General features: G+C 68.2%; 17 protein-coding genes and 3 pseudogenes. 13 read left to right on the forward strand and 7 right to left on the reverse strand.

All coding sequences use genetic code 11. The features are described 5' to 3' along the window. Window positions 1–2: 2 nt before the first annotated feature. From cseB to OG453_RS31345, 3 genes and pseudogenes are all read right to left on the reverse strand, one after another. The gene (cseB, locus tag OG453_RS31335; RefSeq protein ID WP_266871933.1) at window positions 3–701 is read right to left on the reverse strand and encodes a two-component system response regulator CseB; all 699 of its coding nucleotides are present in this window, start codon (window positions 699–701) and stop codon (window positions 3–5) included. Window positions 702–1,228: 527 nt separating this feature from the next. Continuing rightward, window positions 1,229–1,387, reverse strand: a pseudogene (locus OG453_RS45185) (transposase family protein); the annotation flags it as partial. 82 nt (window positions 1,388–1,469) lie between these two features. After that, a pseudogene (locus tag OG453_RS31345) lies at window positions 1,470–2,310 on the reverse strand (IS5 family transposase). A 796-nt stretch (window positions 2,311–3,106) separates the two neighbouring features. Between OG453_RS31345 and OG453_RS31350 the strand changes: the two are divergent. Beyond that, a complete protein-coding gene (locus tag OG453_RS31350; RefSeq protein WP_266871934.1) occupies window positions 3,107–4,279 on the forward strand; it encodes a transposase in 1,173 nt (390 codons plus the stop codon). Between the two features lie 449 nt (window positions 4,280–4,728). On the opposite strand, the gene OG453_RS31355 is transcribed toward OG453_RS31350, so the two are convergent. Next, window positions 4,729–5,004, reverse strand: a complete 276-nt coding sequence (locus OG453_RS31355; protein ID WP_266871935.1) for a hypothetical protein — start codon at window positions 5,002–5,004, stop codon at window positions 4,729–4,731. 340 nt (window positions 5,005–5,344) lie between these two features. Between OG453_RS31355 and OG453_RS31360 the strand changes: the two genes are divergently transcribed. The 4 genes from OG453_RS31360 to OG453_RS31375 all read left to right on the forward strand — a co-directional run bounded on the left by OG453_RS31360 (window position 5,345) and on the right by OG453_RS31375 (window position 8,185). Further along, window positions 5,345–5,548 (forward strand): cold-shock protein, encoded by a 204-nt coding sequence (locus OG453_RS31360; protein ID WP_023586116.1) that lies wholly within the window; start codon window positions 5,345–5,347, stop codon window positions 5,546–5,548. Between the two features lie 337 nt (window positions 5,549–5,885). Then, a complete protein-coding gene (locus OG453_RS31365) occupies window positions 5,886–7,382 on the forward strand; it encodes a DEAD/DEAH box helicase (RefSeq protein ID WP_266871936.1) in 1,497 nt (498 codons plus the stop codon). A gap of 46 nt (window positions 7,383–7,428) precedes the next feature. Continuing rightward, window positions 7,429–7,830 carry a CBS domain-containing protein gene (locus tag OG453_RS31370; RefSeq protein WP_266871937.1) on the forward strand — a complete coding sequence of 134 codons (402 nt, stop codon included), beginning with the start codon at window positions 7,429–7,431 and terminating at the stop codon, window positions 7,828–7,830. 46 nt (window positions 7,831–7,876) lie between these two features. Beyond that, complete coding sequence (locus tag OG453_RS31375; protein WP_266871938.1) at window positions 7,877–8,185, forward strand: SCO5918 family protein; 309 nt, start codon at window positions 7,877–7,879, stop codon at window positions 8,183–8,185. A gap of 122 nt (window positions 8,186–8,307) precedes the next feature. Here OG453_RS31375 and OG453_RS31380 read toward each other — a convergent pair whose 3' ends face one another. After that, window positions 8,308–8,667 carry a hypothetical protein gene (locus OG453_RS31380; protein ID WP_266871939.1) on the reverse strand — a complete coding sequence of 120 codons (360 nt, stop codon included), beginning with the start codon at window positions 8,665–8,667 and terminating at the stop codon, window positions 8,308–8,310. A gap of 1,312 nt (window positions 8,668–9,979) precedes the next feature. Between OG453_RS31380 and OG453_RS31385 the strand changes: the two genes are divergently transcribed. From OG453_RS31385 to OG453_RS31405, 5 genes are all read left to right on the forward strand, one after another. Next, a complete protein-coding gene (locus tag OG453_RS31385; RefSeq protein ID WP_266871940.1) occupies window positions 9,980–10,318 on the forward strand; it encodes a MerR family transcriptional regulator in 339 nt (112 codons plus the stop codon). 1,166 nt (window positions 10,319–11,484) lie between these two features. After that, window positions 11,485–12,063 carry a DUF5994 family protein gene (locus OG453_RS31390; RefSeq protein WP_266871941.1) on the forward strand — a complete coding sequence of 193 codons (579 nt, stop codon included), beginning with the start codon at window positions 11,485–11,487 and terminating at the stop codon, window positions 12,061–12,063. A gap of 5 nt (window positions 12,064–12,068) precedes the next feature. After that, window positions 12,069–12,344, forward strand: coding sequence for a hypothetical protein (locus OG453_RS31395; protein WP_266873190.1), 276 nt, complete (start codon window positions 12,069–12,071; stop codon window positions 12,342–12,344). A 73-nt stretch (window positions 12,345–12,417) separates the two neighbouring features. Beyond that, on the forward strand, window positions 12,418–13,305 hold the full coding sequence (locus tag OG453_RS31400; RefSeq protein WP_266871942.1) for a slipin family protein: 888 nt from the start codon (window positions 12,418–12,420) through the stop codon (window positions 13,303–13,305). 159 nt (window positions 13,306–13,464) lie between these two features. Further along, a complete protein-coding gene (locus OG453_RS31405; protein ID WP_266871943.1) occupies window positions 13,465–13,902 on the forward strand; it encodes a DUF5994 family protein in 438 nt (145 codons plus the stop codon). Here OG453_RS31405 and OG453_RS31410 read toward each other — a convergent pair whose 3' ends face one another. Beyond that, window positions 13,903–14,247, reverse strand: coding sequence for an STAS domain-containing protein (locus OG453_RS31410; protein ID WP_266871944.1), 345 nt, complete (start codon window positions 14,245–14,247; stop codon window positions 13,903–13,905). It lies immediately after the preceding gene. A gap of 1,286 nt (window positions 14,248–15,533) precedes the next feature. Between OG453_RS31410 and OG453_RS31415 the strand changes: the two genes are divergently transcribed. Next, entirely contained in the window at window positions 15,534–16,244 is a 711-nt protein-coding gene (locus OG453_RS31415; RefSeq protein WP_266871945.1) for a hypothetical protein, read from the forward strand. 63 nt (window positions 16,245–16,307) lie between these two features. Continuing rightward, complete coding sequence (locus OG453_RS31420) at window positions 16,308–16,934, forward strand: hypothetical protein (protein WP_266871946.1); 627 nt, start codon at window positions 16,308–16,310, stop codon at window positions 16,932–16,934. 94 nt (window positions 16,935–17,028) lie between these two features. Here the strand turns inward: OG453_RS31420 and OG453_RS31425 are convergent. After that, window positions 17,029–17,403 (reverse strand): annotated as a pseudogene (locus tag OG453_RS31425) (carbohydrate-binding protein); the annotation flags it as partial. 457 nt (window positions 17,404–17,860) lie between these two features. On the opposite strand from OG453_RS31425, the gene OG453_RS45190 reads away from it, so the two are divergent. Then, complete coding sequence (locus OG453_RS45190; protein WP_323178685.1) at window positions 17,861–18,163, forward strand: transposase; 303 nt, start codon at window positions 17,861–17,863, stop codon at window positions 18,161–18,163. Window positions 18,164–18,202 lie beyond the last annotated feature (39 nt).

Genomic DNA, 18,202 nt, shown 5'->3' on the forward strand with positions numbered 1-18,202 from the left:
CCTCAGCGCCTGAGCTTGTAGCCGAAGCCGCGTACCGTCTCGATCCGGTCCCGGCCCAGCTTCCTGCGCAGCCGCTGCACACACAGGTCCACGACCCGGCTGTCGCCGTCCCAGCCGTACTCCCACACGTCCCGCAGCAGGGTGTGCCGCTCAAGGACGATGCCCGGGTGGGCGGCGAACTTCAGGAGCAGCTTCAGCTCGGTCGGGGTCAGCGCCACCGGGCTTCCCGAGACGGACACTTCCAGGCCGCCGGTGTCGATGGTCAGGTCCCCGAAGGCCAGCACATCCTCCTCAGCCGGTGGCAGCGTCTCGCCCCTGGCCCGCCCGGGTTCCGGTGCGGGTGGTGCGTAGGTCGCCCGCCGCAGCAGCGACCGGATGCGGGCCACGAGCACGCCAGTCTCCACGGGCTTGACCACATAGTCGTCCGCCCCGGCCTCCAGACCGGCGACGACATCGAGCCCGTCGCCGCGAGCGGACATCATCAAGACCGGCACCAGGCTGGTCTCCCGGACTCTGCGGCACAGACCGATCCCGTCCAGACCGGGCAGCATCACATCCAGAATCAGCAGGTCGAAGCTCTCCTCGCGGAAGAGCTCGAGGCCCGCGAGACCGTCGGCCGCGGCCGCCATCTCGTAGCCGTAACGCTCCAGAGCGACGGTGAAGGACCGGCGCATCAAGTCGTCGTCCTCCACCAGCAACACGCGGACAGGGCGCGAAGAGGCCGGAGCCGGGGCGGGTGCGGACACGGGCGGATCACTCCAGCTCAGACGGTTTCAGGCGGTTCAGTCGAGGCATCGGTCCCGTACGCACTGAACGCGTGATCGGCGACCTGAAAGGAACGATAAGGCAGACACGGGACCCGGCAACCGCGTCACACGGCGGACCCGCGTCGCGCCCCCACCGCCTCTTCCACCCGTAAACCTCCAGGCCAGATGGGGTGGAACGGCTCGGGCAGGTGCCGGGGCCACGGCGTGTCGGCTCGCGGCCTCCCTCCGCCGTGGTCGGACTCACCGACCGATTCGATGGGCAATGGAGCGTTCCCCGATACCCGCCCGATACAAGACCCGAGTTCACTCCGTGACGACCTGTCGGCCGGGCGGCGGATGACAGGTCCACGAGGCGGCCCGATCCGGTTGCGGGAGCGGATCGAGCCTGTCCTGGATGCCTCCGACACCGCCAGAGCCCCCGGGCCGGAAACCTTCACCCTGCACGTATACGACTCGGCGGCAACCGGGACCAGGGTGCCGTCCACGATCCACAATCGATCCGCGGCGTCGGTCGGACGAGAAGCGGGCTCAAGCGCCAGCAGCGGACTCAGCTTCTAAATCACCCTGCACACGGTGGGGGAGGAGACGCCGAACAGCGGTCCCAGCTGCCGCATCGCCACGACCCGCGCACCCGGGCGTACTACGAACGCCGCACCCGGGAGGGCAAGACCCGTCGTGAGAACATGCGATGCCCTACAACGGCTAACACAATGAGCCGAGTTGCCGGTGCGTGATGAGGCAGCAGGCGAGTTTGAGGAACGCTTCGTGGGTGTCGGCTCGCCGTTCCCATCGGATGCGCAGGCGTCGAAAGCCGTGCAGCCAGGCGAAACTCCTCGCCACGACCCAGCGGTAGGTGCCCAGTCCCGTGCCGTGCAGGGTGCCGCGGCGGGCGATCGCGGGCACGATGCCGCGGGCGCGGACCTGGTCGCGGTAGATGTCGTGGTCGTAGCCGCGGTCGGCGAATAGCGAGTCCGGCTTGCGGCGGGGACGGCCGCGGACCGGCGGGATCGCGTCGACCATGGGCAGCAGTTGAGTGGCGTCATTGCGGTTGCCCCCAGTCAGCAGGACCGCGAGCGGGGTGCCGTGCCCGTCGGTGATCAGGTGATGCTTCGAGCCGGCCCGGCCCCGGTCGACCGGCGACGGGCCCGTGTGGCTCCCCCTTTTAGCGCCCTGGCGTGGGAGGAGTCGACCACGCAGCGGGACCAGTCCAGCCGTGAGGCAGCGTTCAGCTCGGCCAGCAGCACCTCGTGCAGCCGCTGCCACACACCGGCCTCATTCCAGTCCCGCAGCCGCCGCCAGCACGTCATGCCCGAGCCGAAACCGAGGTCCTGCGGCATGTACTCCCACTGGATCCCGGTGTGCAGCACGTACAAGATCCCGCACAGCACGTCCCGGTCCGGCAACGGCTTGCGGCCGGGATACCGGAACCTGCGCTCACGCTGCGGCAGCAGCGGCTCGAGGTGATCCCACAACTCATCCGACACGATCCACGGCGACGTCCCCACACCGAAAGAACGCTCAACTCCCGCCTTGGGCACGGCAAGCAGGAGCGATCCACCTCATTGTGTTAGCTGTTGTTAAGCGGTGCGCCGCCCGCGAGGTATTCAACCTGGTCAAAACGGTATCCAGCGACCCCCTGTTATAGGGGCTGTCGTGACAGATGAGAGGGTCGGGCGGGTGAGTGAGACACCGATGAACACCCTGCAATACCGCTTTGACGGGCCAGAAGACGCTCCTGTCCTGATCCTCGGTCCCTCACTGGGGACCACATGGCACAAGTAGGCAGAACCGTCTTCTGACGTCCACGTTGTTCAGTTCGGCGGCGTTCGCGCAGGTTTGGTCTTGGTGGTCTTGGTGGTCTTGGTGGTCTTGGTGCGTCGACGCTGTTGGTGACAGCGATGTGACAGGTGAGGTCCTCGCCGAGGTGCTGCTCATACAGATGCGGCGTCAGCGAGCGTATCGAGTGCTCGCCGTGCGGAGCGCTGTTGCTCGGCTATCTGTTGCGAATTGGTCTCGAACGATCGGCCGGTGTCAGATCACGGTGCGTAAGAGCTGGGACTGAGCATGCTCCCTGTTTCCGGGTGGGAATGCTGTGACGGGCGGGAGGATTGGTGGGTGCTGTCCCGGGTCTGGGGTCTGACTCATGACATCTCTGACCGGAGTGTCTGAATTTCGCAGCGTCGGCTGTTGGCCGGGGATGGTGCGTTGTCGGTGCCGGGCCGGCGGGGTGTGTCCCGATAGGGGCCTGCCGAGTTTTGTGGCGTCCTCACGATTCTGACCGTCTTACGCGGCCCGGTACCGGCGACGCGACACGTCGTCGGACCGGAAGGGGAACGGGCATGTCTACTTCGACGGTGCCCAGTACGTCGCTCTCGCCGCAGGCCCGCCGTCGCCGTCCTGGGGGAGAGGCGGTGCTGGGAGTGGATACGCATCGGGATGCGCACGTGGCTGCGGTGCTCTCCGTGAACGGGGTGGTGCTGGCCACCGACGAGTTCCCGGCCACGGCAGCCGGTTACCGGGATCTGCTGAAGTGGGCCAGGAAGTCGGGTGTAGTGAGGCGGGCCGGTGTGGAAGGGACCGGCTCCTACGGGGCGTCCCTGTCGCGCTATCTGCTGGCGCAGGGTGTGGACGTGTTGGACGTGAATCGGATGGACCGGGCGGATCGCCGTCGGCGCGGTAAGTCGGATCCGCTGGATGCCCAGAACGCGGCGCGAGCCGTGCTGAGTGGCCGGGCTCGTGCCCGGGCCAAGGCGGGCGACGGGCCGGTGCAGGTCGCCAGGATGTACGAGCTGACGAAGGTGTCGGCCGTCAAAGCCCGCACGCAGGCCATCAATCAGCTCAAGGCCGTCCTCATCACTGCCGACCCAGCCCTACGGGAAGAACTGGCCGGACTGGGAAATGCCGAACTCTTCCGTACCTGTGCGGGGTTCGCCGACCTGAGCAGTCACGAGGAGGCCGGCGAGGGGTCGGTGCTGCAGGCCACGCGGATCACGCTGGGTCTGCTGGCTGGCCGGGTCGGTCAGCTTTCCGGGCAGATCCGGGAGGTGGACGCTCGTCTGGCCCGGCTCGTTGAAAGTCATGCCCCGCAGCTGCTGGAGGTGGTGGGGATCGGCCCGGACACGGCCGTCGCTCTGCTGATCGCGGCAGGGGACAACCCGGAACGGCTGGGCCGCGAGGCGTCGTTCGCCGCGCTGTGCGGGGTCAGTCCGGTCGAGCGTTCTCGGGGCGTCGGCAGTTCCGCCGTCTCAACCGCGGCGGTGACCGTCGGGCCAACGCCGCGCTCCACCGCATCGTGTTCACCCGCCTGTAGGTCGACCCGCGCACGCAGAACTACTACGAGCGCCGGCTCAAGGAGGGCAAGACCCGGCGCGAAATCATCCGGTGCCTCAAACGCTACGCGGCCCGGGAGGTCTTTCACCTGGTCAAACAGCTACAGTCAGGACCCCGCTCATAGGGGCTGTCGTCCAACTGCTGCGCTACCTCTCCGACGCTCCGCTGCACTGACGGGGTGACCGCGGCCACGAACAAGGTCGAGGCGTCCAACGGCCTGATTAGATCCTTTGTTGGATTGTCCGGGTGCATGCCCAGGAGCCGCGACGATAAGGGGCGGATGTGCCTCAGGAGTGGTCGCCAGTCCCTGGATGAGCCCACCGGCCTGCAGTCCCTCAAGGACGAGGTCGTACGACGCTGGGCGTCCACGACCTACTGGACGTGGCAAGCGCCTCGACCTGGGGCCGTCTGCCGCCGTACCCCCGTACATCGGCGGGCGTCTGCCGATCGGGCGCGGAGACACGATGACGGGCTCCGACGATTTCAGGACCTCATCGACCTCTCGATGAACTGGGCAGCGTGGCGATGGGCGGACGGCGTTCTCGTCGTCGATCGTGGAGAAGGAGCGAGAGTGGCCAGCGGCGCCGCTCTGGATGGGGCCGATCAGACTGCGAGCGTGTGCGGCCAGCCATCAGGCGGGTACGGCACCGACCAGGCCGCCGTCGATGACAGGATCCTGACCGCTGATGTAGGACGCGTCGGCCGTCCAGCAGCTCGGCCCCCAGGACTTTCTCTGAGCGTCCGTGTCGGTCCATGCGTCGGCCCGATGCGGCAATCCACCGCTGACGCAGACCCGCAGGCGGTCTGCGGGGGAGTAGTCGTACTGCGATTCTGCCTCGGGGCGTCGTTGCGTACTGCTGGACGCCCGCTGCAAGGCGATCCTGCGGACAACTGCATTCGCTGTCATGGCCCCTGGCAGCGGTTCACAGTTGGCGACTCTTCCGGAAACATTGCACTCCGGGTGAATCAATATCTGTGCCCGAGAGGTCAGGGTTTGATGGAACGCGCAGTGAGAGTTTATGCCGTGGTGAGCGGAGTGGAATTAGAAAACGCACACAGGCCGTTGCTGTGTGCTACCGTCTATCTCAGTTGCAGTTGTGGTTCCCAAAGCTTCAAGTGCCCCCACTCGGCTTCTGCCGGTGGGAGCGCTTTGTATTTCCGGTCATTTTCCGGGCGGGGTAATCATCGCGGCGACACGGTGTCCGCACAGTGTGGATTCCGATGTACTGCCCCAAAGGAGATATGACATGGCTGCTGGTACCGTGAAGTGGTTCAACGCGGAAAAGGGCTTCGGCTTCATCGAGCAGGACGGTGGCGGCGCTGACGTGTTCGCCCACTACTCGAACATCGCCGCCCAGGGCTTCCGGGAGCTGCTCGAAGGCCAGAAGGTGACTTTCGACATCGCGCAGGGCCAGAAGGGCCCGACGGCCGAGAACATCGTTCCGGCCTGACGCTGACTGTGTAGCTGGGGCCCGCATCCCTCGGGGTGCGGGCCCCAGCTACACGCATTTCCCGCGGTGTTTTCACCTGCGGGCGACGCGGAGGAATCCGCGGTCTCACCCCGCGCGGGTTCTCCCTCGGCGGTGCAGACGCATCCTGAAAAGCCACCCCGCAGTCGACGCCCGGATATTGCGTCCCCGCCGCGTCACACATTTCGGCACCCGTGCCCGCATGGATTTCAGTCGGCCAGATGTGCTTTGTTTTTTCTTCGGTCCATACTTGTAATTCTCCACGCCGCTCACTGCTGCGGGAATTCCTTGATATGTGCCGCATCGAGGAAGGTTCCGCATGAACCGCACACGCACGAACGACCGCTCTGCCCGCACCGGTAACGGTACTGCCGACGCCAGGAGGGGTGGCAGCCGCTTCGGCTCGCAGGCACCGCGCCGTTCCGGCGGCCCGGCCCGTTCCGGCGGTTACGGCCGTCGGCCCGCCGCGGTGCAGGGTGAGTTCGCGCTCCCCAGGACGATCGCCCCCGCGCTGCCCGCCGTTGAGGGCTTCGCCGATCTCGACATGCCCGAGCAGCTGCTGGCCGAACTCGGCAGGCAGGGCGTCACCGTACCGTTCCCGATCCAGGGCGCGACGCTGCCGAACTCCCTGGCGGGCCGCGACGTCCTGGGCCGCGGGCGCACCGGCTCCGGTAAAACCCTGGCATTCGGCCTCGCCCTGCTGGCCCGCACCGCTGGGCGGCGTGCTGAGCCCCGTCAGCCGCTGGGGCTGATCCTCGTACCGACGCGTGAACTGGCCCAGCAGGTGACCGACGCGCTCACCCCGTATGCCCGCTCTGTCAAGCTGCGGCTGGCCACGGTGGTGGGCGGGATGTCGATCGGCCGTCAGGCCGGCGCGCTGCGAGGCGGGGCCGAGGTCATCGTCGCCACGCCCGGCAGGCTCAAGGACCTCATCGACCGCGGCGACTGCCGGCTGAACCAAGTGGGCATCACGGTCCTGGACGAGGCCGACCAGATGGCGGACATGGGGTTCATGCCGCAGGTCACCACGCTGCTCGACCAGGTGCGTCCGGAGGGACAGCGGATGCTGTTCTCCGCCACCTTGGACCGTAACGTCGACCTGCTGGTGCGCCGCTACCTGACCGACCCCGTCGTGCACTCGGTCGACCCGTCGGCCGGTGCGGTTACGACGATGGAGCACCACGTCCTGCACGTCCACGGCGCCGACAAGCACGCCGCCACGACCGAGATCGCCGCCCGCGACGGCCGCGTGATCATGTTCCTGGACACCAAGCACGCCGTCGACCGGCTCACCCGGGACCTGCTCAACAGCGGGGTACGGGCCGCCGCGCTGCACGGTGGCAAGTCGCAGCCGCAGCGCACCCGCACACTGGCGCAGTTCAAGACGGGGCACGTCAGCGTGCTGGTGGCGACCAATGTCGCGGCGCGCGGCATCCACGTCGACAACCTCGACCTCGTCGTGAACGTCGACCCGCCCACCGACCACAAGGACTACCTCCACCGCGGCGGCCGTACCGCCCGCGCCGGCGAGTCCGGCAGCGTCGTCACCCTCGTCACGCCCAACCAGCGCCGGAGCGTGGCCCGCCTCATGACGGACGCCGGGATCCGGCCGCAGACCACGCAAGTCCGCTCGGGCGAGGAGGCGCTGAGCCGGATCACCGGCGCCCAGACCCCGTCCGGCATCCCGGTCGTCATCACCGCACCGGTAGCCGAACGCCCCAAGCGCAGCGCCTCCTCATCCCGAGGCCGACGCCGCCCCGCTTCGGCAACGCGGCGCGCACCCGTACGCCGGCCCGTCAGCGATGCGGCGGCCTAGAACCTTCGTGATCAGGAAGCTGACCCATCTCTGCAGGAGGCACCTTTTGACGCTGGTTCAGATGCAGCCCCGCCCGGCGAGCGCCCACCCCGCGCACAACACGGTGGAGGCCAGGGACGTGGCCGGACCGCAAGTCTGGGACGACATGAGCGTGGAGGTGGCGCTCTCCGTCATGACCGCCGCCCGCACGGGCCGGCTGGTCGTCTGCGACCAGGACGGCCGGCGCACCGGCCTGGTCACCCAGGCTGAACTTACCGCCGCCCGCGAGCGCTCCGCCTACACGGACCGCGTCCGCCTGCGCGACATCATCGGCGATCACGGGGCGCCCATCTCACCCGTGAGCACTGCCTCCGACGCCGAGCACGCGATGCGCTCCCGCCGGCTTGGTGCCCTGCCGGCGGTCGAGGGGCGAAGAAGCGCCCTGGGCGTCCTTTCCCTCTCCCGCTGAGCCGCTCACCCAGGTCGGACCGTTCACTCCTTGTCTGTGAGGCCACATGCGTTGTGTCATCGCCCGCTTCCCCTTCGACCTCACCAAGAACGGCGTGCTGGAATCGATGAAGGGCATCAAACCCGAACCGGGCAGCGGCGCATCGGTGATCATCGGCCGCCGCCACTACCCGGTCAAGCAAGTCGGCCAGGTCATCACCCGCCAGGACCGGCGTGACTTCAGCGCCGCCGAAGTCCTTCGGGCCATGGCGCAGCTCGGCTTCACCTGCCGCGCCCTCCCCTCGGCCGCACCCGTACGCAACCTCAGCTCGCTCCAGCAGGCTTCCGCGATGCTCGGCACTCCCGTATCCGTCTGACCGACGTATCCGTCTGACCGGGGAAGCACGAACGGGCCGGCGCCTGGACAGCAGTGTGGGCCCGACCGGTGGACGCCGGTCGGGCCCACACTGCGCGCAGCGGGTTCTTGCCGAGTGGCTGCTCAGTGGTCGGAATAGCTGAAGTCGCCCACGGTCCAGGTGCTGATGTCCTCGATCGCCACGCGGTACATCCCGCCCGTCTCGGGAATCCCCACCGCGCCCTGCAGGATCCGGGCGACATGGAAGTGCAGATGCGTAGGCGGCCCGTCCTTCTTCACGGGGGAATCGAAGACGGCGGAGAACTCTGCCAAGCGGTCCGAGTCCGTCAGCACCTCCGACACCCTCTGCCTCCACACCGCTTCGGGAGCAAGGCGGCCGGTGATGACAGCACCACCGGTGACCACGGTCAGGGACATCTGGTTGCTCTGCCCGGATTCCACCAGGGCGGCGACGTCAACGAGCAGCTCGTCAGGCTTCGACATGCGGAAGATTATATTCGCCGGGCGGCCGGCTGCTTGGGCTGCGTGCTGCGGTGCTACCGGGGAAGACGGGCGCTCGCCGTCTTGCCGCCGGAGGCCCGGCGGGTGACCGCGGTGGAGTGGGCGAGGCGGTTGACCACGGGCCGGCCGAAGCCCACCACCCCCGAGTGATCCCGCCCTCGAACCCCTCTGCAGAGCAGCTACGGGCCCGGAGCCCGCTCCGATCTCCCCAAACCCCAGCACCGCGCGCCCCGTTCGGCGCCACTCACACGGTGAGTCAAGTGCACGAGCCACCGGAAGTCTGCCGGTGCGGGCTGCGATGACGGGTTCGCCGTCGGAACGGGCGTGGCCGCGCGAAGCCGAGGCTCCCGAGCCGTACGAACCCCAGCGCCCGCCTCTTTCCCGGCTCACGTCACGGGCCTGCAGGCAGGGGCCAAGGCCCCACAGTCCCGCTGCCCCTTCGACATGTCCGACGCCGAATGGCACCTGATCGAGCCGCTGTTCACCTGCCGCACGGCCCATCCGCCGTACGGCGCGACACGCGCCCCGCCCCCTTAACTCGCCAGGGTTCGATTACCTCTCCGTCGCACACACAGAAATCTATGTCGGCCGGAGTAGACATTGGGTGGCGGTGTGGCTATGGTTTCTCTCGTAGCCGAGATCGAGCAGGGCCCGGCAGACATGAACTGGCGGGCGGTAGTAACCGCAGTTGCAGTGCGCAGGGCGGTGCGGTGGTGGAGTTCCGAAGCCAGAGCTGTTGCAGGACGGCGACGGGGCTGACGACCGGACCGGGCGGCCCGCAGTGATCAGGGGCCGCCGAGAGCAGTACCGCAGTACCCGCAAGTGCAGTACCAGCAGTGAAGTTGAGTGAGCAGCACCTCGGTGAAGGCGTCGGCTGCGGGCGCGCGCACCGGGAAGTTCGGCAGTGGGGTTCCAAGCCAGAGCAGATGAAGGACGGGCGACGGGGCTGGCTGCCGAAGAGTGGCGCTGCCGCAGGCCACTGAGCAGCACGCAGTTCCAGTAGTACGCAGTCCCCTTCGGTAAGTAGTTGATCAAGAGGGAAGAACGGAGGAGCCGAGCGCCATCAGGATCGCCCGGGCGGAATGGCAGAGCCCGGGTACCGCAGGACATCGATAGTGAGGTGGTCTCCGGTCAAGCAACCGCGATCCCCGCGGCCCCGACATCTTCCAGGTCGGGCCAGCGGAAACAGAAGGCCGGCGCAGTACCAGGGCCGGCAGATGGTGTAGCAGTTCCTTCGGGGCCCGGGTGCCATAAGGCACCCGGGCCCCTCAAGCGCGTTCCACAGAGAGGTCCAATGACAGCAGACGACTCGTTCAACCGGCTCGATGACGACGACTATCCCGCCTACACCATGGGCCGGGCCGCCGCGATGCTCGGCACCACCCAGGGATTCCTCCGCGCGATCGGCGAGGCCCGCCTGATCACTCCGTTGCGCTCCGAGGGCGGGCATCGCCGCTACTCCCGCTACCAGCTGCGCATCGCCGCACGCGCGCGGGAGCTCGTCGACCAGGGCACGCCCATCGAGGCCGCCTGCCGCATCGTCATCCTCGAAGACCAGCTCGAGGAAGCGCAGCGCATCAACGCCGAATACCGCCGCGCCGCCGAATCGGCCGATCCGACGGCTGAGACCTGAGGCGGCTGGGCAGCGTCCGCCTCCCCGGCAGCTTCTTCACTGATCACATGGTGGTTGACTCCCGCTTCGGCGGGATCAGTCAGTGAAACGAGGTCTGCTGAACCATGGATCGCTCAGGCACCGCTGCTGCGAGGTGCGCATGGCCGGGAACGGCCTTTGTGCGGGAACGGGCCGAGGCTGCTCAGGACTGCGCTCGGCGGTTGGTCGCGGAGAGCCTCCCGCTCCGGGAAGAGAATCAAAGACTCCGGCAGCGGTTTGAACAGGTGTGCGGCGAGCTTCGTGCTATCCGGTCCCTGTCAGATGATCACCGCATCTGAGTCGGCGGAGTCCAGGCTCTCGGGAGAGCCGTCGCTGCCGGCGGTGATGCTCCGCTGGATGGGCACCGCGCATGCCACCGTGGTGCGATCAGGGGTCAGCCGGTCCCAGCCCGGGCGGTGAACTCGGGCGCGATACCCCAAGGCCCACGGCAGTGGCGAGTGAGGCCAGCGGTCGGGGCCCAGGCCGCCAGAAGCCTCTTGGTAACCGTCTGCTGGTAGTCGGCCGCAGGTGCGGGGGCCCCGGGTGCGCCGGTCGTGTGCCCCTTCACAGCTCACGACTCCCGCCCTACGCTGCCTGAGGGACAGATGGGCCGGACGGTGATGTACGCATCACCGTCATCCACCGGTCCCCAGGCTCCCAGCCCCTGAGCCGGCGCACACCGTCGAAGCCCGGCCGGAGCCGTATCGCCGACGACACGGCTCCAGCCTTCGTCCTCCCTGCAGGGAGTGCAGCGGGATATTCCCGCGTCCCTGTTGCCGTGGAGGACCGCGTGAGGACGCGGTGAGGGGGCCTCGCATCCTCGCGCCCACGGCCGTCGCCCAGGGGGAGCGGCGGCCGTCCGGCCCGATCGTCCCGGGCCGGAACTCCTGTGCGGCCAGCCTCCCACCAAAGCGCGCGATGCCCCCGTGCTTCGGGTCATGTGACGCCGGGGACGAGTCGTGACACGAACCCCGGGAGCGGAGGCATGCGAACTCGGCTGCTTCGCACGGTCCGTTGCGCCTGACCGGGGAGTAACCTGGAGGCGCCGAGAGCATGTCGCACACCGGCCATCGCGCCCTAGTCGTTCTCGGTGAGCAAATACACCAGCCAACTGCCCTCGGACAGCTGCCTGGAGACGGGTTCGCGCCATGTCCGCGACCATCAGCCTTCTCCCACCGCCGCCCACGGACCCCGCCGTGCCGGCCGCCCGCCTCTCGCTGAAAGCCCCGGGCACCCCCCGTGGCCTGCTGGACGGCGCGTGGTGGCCCCGCTCCCGCGACCTGCTGCGTGAACTGCCCGATCTGACCGACGTGCTGGACCCGCGCTGGGGGCGCATCACCCGCATCGCCGTCAATCCCACTCACTGGCCCGTGATCCCGCGCAAGGTGCCCGTTCGCGGGCACGTGGTGAAGGTCGGCTGGTTCACCACGGAGCTCGACCCGCACAAGGTCCTGCTGCTCTCCTACGGCGTCGGACGCTGGGATCTGCTGGTGATCCCACCTGAGACCCGCCCTGCCGCTGCCGCCCGGCTGATGGCCGCCGCGAGCGACCCCACGGGGGCGCCGCTGACCGCGAGCGCACTGGTGTCCGCGGAGGAAGCCCGCCACGGCGACTCGTCCGCCGGCCGGGTACAGGACCCCGAAGGGGCGTGGGAGTACGAGGGCGGCGCGTCCTCGACCCACTTGGCCGCCGTGGCCCTGGCCGGCCGTCCGGGAGCAGGGGCGTGATCGCCATGGACACGTCCCTGACCGTTGGCGTCCTGCTGATCCTGGTCATGGGAGCGGCGTACGTGATCCAGCGGCTCAACGCCCAGCGCGCCGACAGGATCGCACTGCACCACTACGACCACTCTCAGCCCACCGGCCGAGGCGCTCGCGGCACCACCACCCGACCGCTCCCGGCCCTGCCCCGGCCGCCCTCCGCTCCCGAGCGCCGCGATCACCGGGACGGGGGCCGAGGGCGCCTGCGCCCACGGCGCCGCATCCGCCGGACACACGGTCAGCGCTGACCCGACGCACTTCCCTCCTGGGACGTGCAGTTGACCGCACGATGTGCACGGCCCCCGCCGAACAGAGGCGCACATGCAGCTCCTGATCATCCTCATCGTCGTCATCGGCCTGCTCGCCCTGCTGGGGCTCGCAATGGCCCTCAAGATCGTCAAGCAGTACGAGGAAGGGGTCCTCTTCCGGCTCGGACGCCTGGCCGGAACGCGAACTCCCGGGCTTTGCACCATCGTTCCGATCGTCGACGTCCTGCACCGGGTGTCGCTGCGCATCGTGACGATGCCGATTCAGTCGCAGGGCATCATCACCCGCGACAACGTCAGCGTCGACGTATCGGCCGTCGCGTACTTCCGCGTCGTGGACGCCGTGAAGTCGGTCGTCGCCATCGAGAACGTCCACGCCGCGACCAATCAGATCGCCCAGACCACCCTGCGCAAGGTCGTGGGCCGCCACACGCTGGACGAGACCCTGTCGGAGACCGACCGCATCAACCTCGACATCCGCGCGATCCTCGACGTAGCCACCGCCGAGTGGGGGGTGGAGGTCACCCTGGTCGAACTCAAGGACATCCAGCTGCCCGAGAGCATGAAGCGCGCGATGGCCCGGCAGGCCGAGGCGGAGCGGGAGAAGAGGGCGAAGATCATCAACGCGGAAGGCGAATCGCTCGCCGCCGCGGCACTCGGAGACGCCTCGGACACCATGATGGCGCACCCCTTGGCACTCCAACTCCGCAACCTGCAAAGCCTCGTGGAGATCGGCGTCGACAAGAACACCACCGTCGTCTTCCCCGCCCCGCTGATGAGCACCATCGGCGAACTGGGCGCCTTCCTCAGCAGGGAATCCGCAGCCGCCACGGCGGCGCCGGCACCGGCCCTGCCCGCGACTCCGGACCCGGCCGACCTCACCGAGCCGCGTCACGATCCCGGACCGAACCACAGGCCCGGCGCGGTCCCACAACAGGTCTGACCCCGCACCTCGACCAGGGCCAACTCCCGCCTGCTTACCAGGGCATCGACGTACCCGGTCGGCTTCCACCCCGACCGGTACGCACCTCCATCCGGCTCCTGGAGCACGCGCCCCCTAACAGACCAGACACCGCTCTCCCGCACTGGAGGACCCGCACCCATGGCCACGACACCCCGGCCCCTGAGATCATTTCGCCCGCTCCGCCTGCGCCTGGCACCGCCAGGAAACGGTCCGCAGCACATCGACGGCGCCTGGTGGCCCCGATCCGACGACCTGACCGCTGAACTGCCGCGCCTGATCCGCGCGTTGCCGCACAGCTGGGCACAGATCGCCCACGTGACCGTGAACGCCGCCACGTGGTCCGCCTTCCCCGGCCGGATCCTCATCGCCAATCACGTGATCCAGCTGCACCGGGCCGCCGGTCCGCACACCCCGGACACCGTCTGCCTGATCGCACCCGGCAGGGGCAGATGGGACCTCCTGGCCGTCCCTCCCCACACGGCAAAAGCCGAGGCCACACGCCTGATGGCCACCGCCGAGAGTGCCGGAGGTCCCTCACGGCCCGACCTCTTCCCACGGCATCCCCTCCTTGCCTGATCAAGCTGCTGCAGGGAGGCTCTCGAGGACATCGAAGCCGAATCCCAGCCCAGGATGATGCAAGATCCGCAGCGTGAGGGGGTGCGTGCAGATCAAACGAAGGCGCCCGTCGTGCGCGGTAGCGGCATCGCGGGCAACCGCGAGGACCGCGAGGCCCGTTCCGTCGATGAAGGCGACCTGCCGCAGGTCGACCAGCACATCCGGCCGAGCGCACCCGGTCAGCGGCGCCAACAGGGCACTGAGCGCCGGCGCCGTCAGCAGATCAATCTCGCCGTGCAGCGTGGCAACAACGCTAAGTCCACGACTTTGGGTATCGAGTAGTGATGTTCGCGGAGGGTTGGGCATGACGCCCTCGATCCCTGGTGAGGTGCACGAATGGGTGGGCTGAGAAAGCCCTCACCAGGGACCGGGGCCCGAGCCAACCACCCGAAGCTACGCCGCCGGACACTGAGGCGAAGTGGCTTGCGGGATCTCAGACTCGAACGAGTGATGAGCCATGCGTATCCCCGCTCCGGCGCCATGTGGGAGCCGACTTGCCCCCGAAGTCCCTCCCACACCACCCAAGACCAACCGATCAGCAGACCCACGCTCAAGGTCATGCACAACAGGCTCTCGAACGTCGGCCAGAGCGCGGACGCGGCCGCGAACCCGCTGGGCTCGAACACGGGCGAGTCCGGCTTCCATGCGAAGCACGAGTCTCGGGAATGCTCCCTGACCGCAGCAGCCGTGCTGGGAGGATGGGCGGGTGCTGTCCCGGGCCCGGGGTCTGACTCACGTGTTGTTTGACCGAGGTGTCTTGGTGTCACAGTGTCGACTGCTGGCCAGGGATGGCGCGTTGTCGGTTGCGCACATCGACCATGTTGAGTACGCAGCCTGCTCCGTAGGCCCGTCGTCGTTGCCCTACAGGTGACATGGCGCTGGAGGGGACATGCATCGGGATGCCCATGCCGCTGCGGCGCTCTCCATGACGGGGACCGTCGATGCGTGGTCGCCGTACGACGTGCTCGTCGAGGGACAGCAGGGGCCGCACAGCATTGCGGGATCAGGCGCCCCGTACTTTCTGATCTCCACCCGGGGAGCCCGTCGCTTCGACGACCTTTTCGGCACCTCGAGCGTCGCCCAATTCGGTATTGCCTCATAGGCTGGGTAGTTGCTCTCTCAGACGCCTCCACGCCGAACAGGGCGCCGACACAAGCAACTCTGGCATTTCGACACGGCACGCGCCGTTGATGCCCCGAATCATCGAGAGGTTCTATTCATGCCGCGCATCGTCGCGTTGCGCATCTGAGGTATGGGGAAGTTCTCGCCTAATCCAGTGGCGGTGAACCCGTCGGCCTCTTGAGGCTGGTCCGGCCGTGGAGGGGAGCTCGTCGCGGCCGGTACTGCCCACCCCCAGGTTTGTCCTGGACACCCCTCGATCAGTTTCAGCTCTGCGCATTTCCGCTACGCCATGAGGCCGCACCCGTGCCGGATCTCGAGAGCGACTCTGGAGGGCGTCCTGACTCCGGCGGACTGCATAAAGTTCGCAAAGAAGTAGCTCAGCTGCGGAATCCGACGCTTGCCGAGTGGATCACGTCCAGTAGCGTCACCTCCGTATTCGACCATGCATGCGAGCGACGGGGGAGGCAGGCATGGGTAATCTGCTGTTCAACGTGACCACGGCAGCGCTGATGGTGCTGATGTTCAAGGCGGGCCTGGCGCTGATCGGGCCGGACTCGATCCCGCAGCGGCGCATACCCTGGGCCGCCGCGGCCGTGCTCGCGGTGGCGCTCGCCGGCGTTGTGACGCAACTCAGTTGGGCGGGGGCCATGGACGCCTTCGACGCGGATCCGAGCAAGTCCGGCTGGTGGCGTGTGGTCACCTCTGTCGTCATGCAGAACGGCGGCTTCCTGGGCGGGGCTTGGAACATCGCGACGGTCGCCGTGGTGGCGGCCCTCGCGGAGTGGTTCTGGGGCGGGCCCTTGATGATCGGCCTGTTCGTGGCCGGGATCCTTCTTCCGCAACACATCGACTCGCTCTTCATGGAAGCGAGCCGCAGCACTGATCCCCGTAACTTCGCGGGTAGTTCGGGACCCACCTACTTCCTCGCTGCAACCCTGGCTGCCGGTCTGCTGCTGCGCGCCAAGGACCGTAAGGACCGGCTGCTCGCCGTTGCGGCACCCGTGCTCGGGCTGGTGATGTGGTTCGCCCAGGAGAACGGGCACGGACTGGTCGTCGTGTACGGGTTCGGACTGGGCGCCCTGGTGGGGGGAGTTGGGCACCGGATGGTCCGACCCGACCTCGATCCGCGGAAGACGCCGCGCATCACGGTGGGTTCACTGGCGGCGACGATCCGACGCTAGTCCGACAGGACGGCGTCGGGCGTGACCTGTGTCTCGCCGCCATGAACTGGTTCGTGTTGCCCGATGAACGAAGGACGAAGGACGAAAGTGAATCTGCCCCTAGCTCGGCCGGGCCCCTGCACGTCCACGAGCAGCGTTGCCCGCGCCGTCACGGACGCCTTGCAGCCGCGCAACGTACTCGTGGTCGGCATGCTTGGGATCGGAGCCCTCGCGGGTGGCCTCGCCGGGCTGGCATGGGGGCTCCTCGGTGCGCTCTGCGCGGGAGTGGTGCCCGCCGCCTATATCGAGTTCGAACGGAAACGGGGGACGTGGGGCGACCGCCACGTGGTGGACCGGACGAAGCGGGCGCCCATCTTCCTCGTGATTCTGGCGTCCGTCGGGACCGGCGCGCTCCTGATGACACTGGGGCATGCGCCGTCGGACGTCATCAGGGCCATGGTCGCGCTGTGGGTGATGACCGTCGTCCTGCTGAGCGTCAACACCGTCTGGAAGATCTCCGTCGACTCGGCGGTCGCATCGGCCGTGGTCGCACTGCTCGCCGTCGTTCACAGTCCTTGGTGGCTGGCGGGTTACGCCGCGACCATGGTGGTGTGCTGGTCCCGAGTGGCTCTGCGCTATCACACGGTGTTGCAGACCGCGGCAGGTGCGACCCTGGGGGCGCTGACCACAGCCGCGTGGATCGGAGCCTGACCGGCTTCCCTCGCCGGACCGGCGGGAGAGACAGGAGCCCGGGGGCCGACAGTGCCCGGGCTCCTGTGCGGACCGATCGGGTCCGGCAGAGGACTCAGCAGGCGCCGAGGTCCTGCCAGACGCCCCACTCCCCGGTGGTGCCGGGCACCTCACCCGTCGTCCACCACTTGGCCTTCCAGGTGTGGCCCTTGTACGACACCTGCTGGCCGCCCGTGTAGATCGTGCCCGAGGCCCAGGGCGCCGCCGGGCACTGGTTGCCGCTGCCGCCGGTGACGGTCGGCGAGTACGTCGCCGAGTGCGCGGCGGCTGGGCTCGCGCCGCTGACCACGAGTTTGTACGTGCCATTGACTGCCGCCATGGTCGTGGCGACGGTGAGCGTCGAGGTTCCTCCGGCCGTCACCGATGTGGGGCTGAGGGAGGCGGTGACGCCGGCGGGCGCGCCGCTGACGGTGAGTTTCACGGTCTGGGCGGCGGTCACCAACCCGGCCATCCCGATCCTCGTCCTGCACCGCATCCTGGCCGCGGCTACGGCAGCCGTGGTGGCCCAACGCTGAACACTGACACCCCACACGGCGGCCGTGTCGACCTGAGACTGAACCCCGGCACGCATGAGCCGATCGCCCTGCACCAACCCCGCGAGCGCCGGCCGTACCCCAGTCGTACGAGCGCTGCCAGCGCACCTGCGGGGCAGCGTGCGACGTCCTTCGGCGGCCCACCCGTCCATGATTGGCGACGAGTTCACCGATCAGCCCCGTCAAGTTGCTGTCGCCGGGAGCGCAGCCCCCTCGGTGCGCAGCAGGGAGACAGTCGTGCCTCACGAAAGTGTCGGCAGTCGCGAGACGATCACGGTCGGATCGCTGCGCGCGCGTAGCAGTGCACCCGCGCTGAAGTACACGCGTGGGTGAGGTTGAGCGTTGCATTCCGGAGTGGCAACGCGGAGTGTCGCCCGCATCGTTGGTGTTCTGGGTCTGCCGACTCACCGGATCGGGCAGCTCTCCGAGCAGATCCGGGAGGTGGACGTTCTTCTGGCCCGGTTCGTCGAATGTCTTGCCCCGCAGCTGCTTGAGGTGGTGGGGATCGGCTCGGACACGGCTGTCGCTCTGCTGATCGCGGTGGGGGACAACCCGGAACGTCTGGGCAGCGAGGCGTCCTTCGCCGCTTTGTGCGGGGTCAGCCCTGTCGAGCGTTCCTCGGGGCCGGCAGTACCGCCGTCTCAACCGCGGCGGTGACCGGCAGGCCAACGCCGCGCTCCACCGGATCGTGTTCAC

The organism is Streptomyces sp. NBC_01381 (assembly GCF_026340305.1).
Classification (GTDB): Bacteria; Actinomycetota; Actinomycetes; order Streptomycetales; family Streptomycetaceae; genus Streptomyces.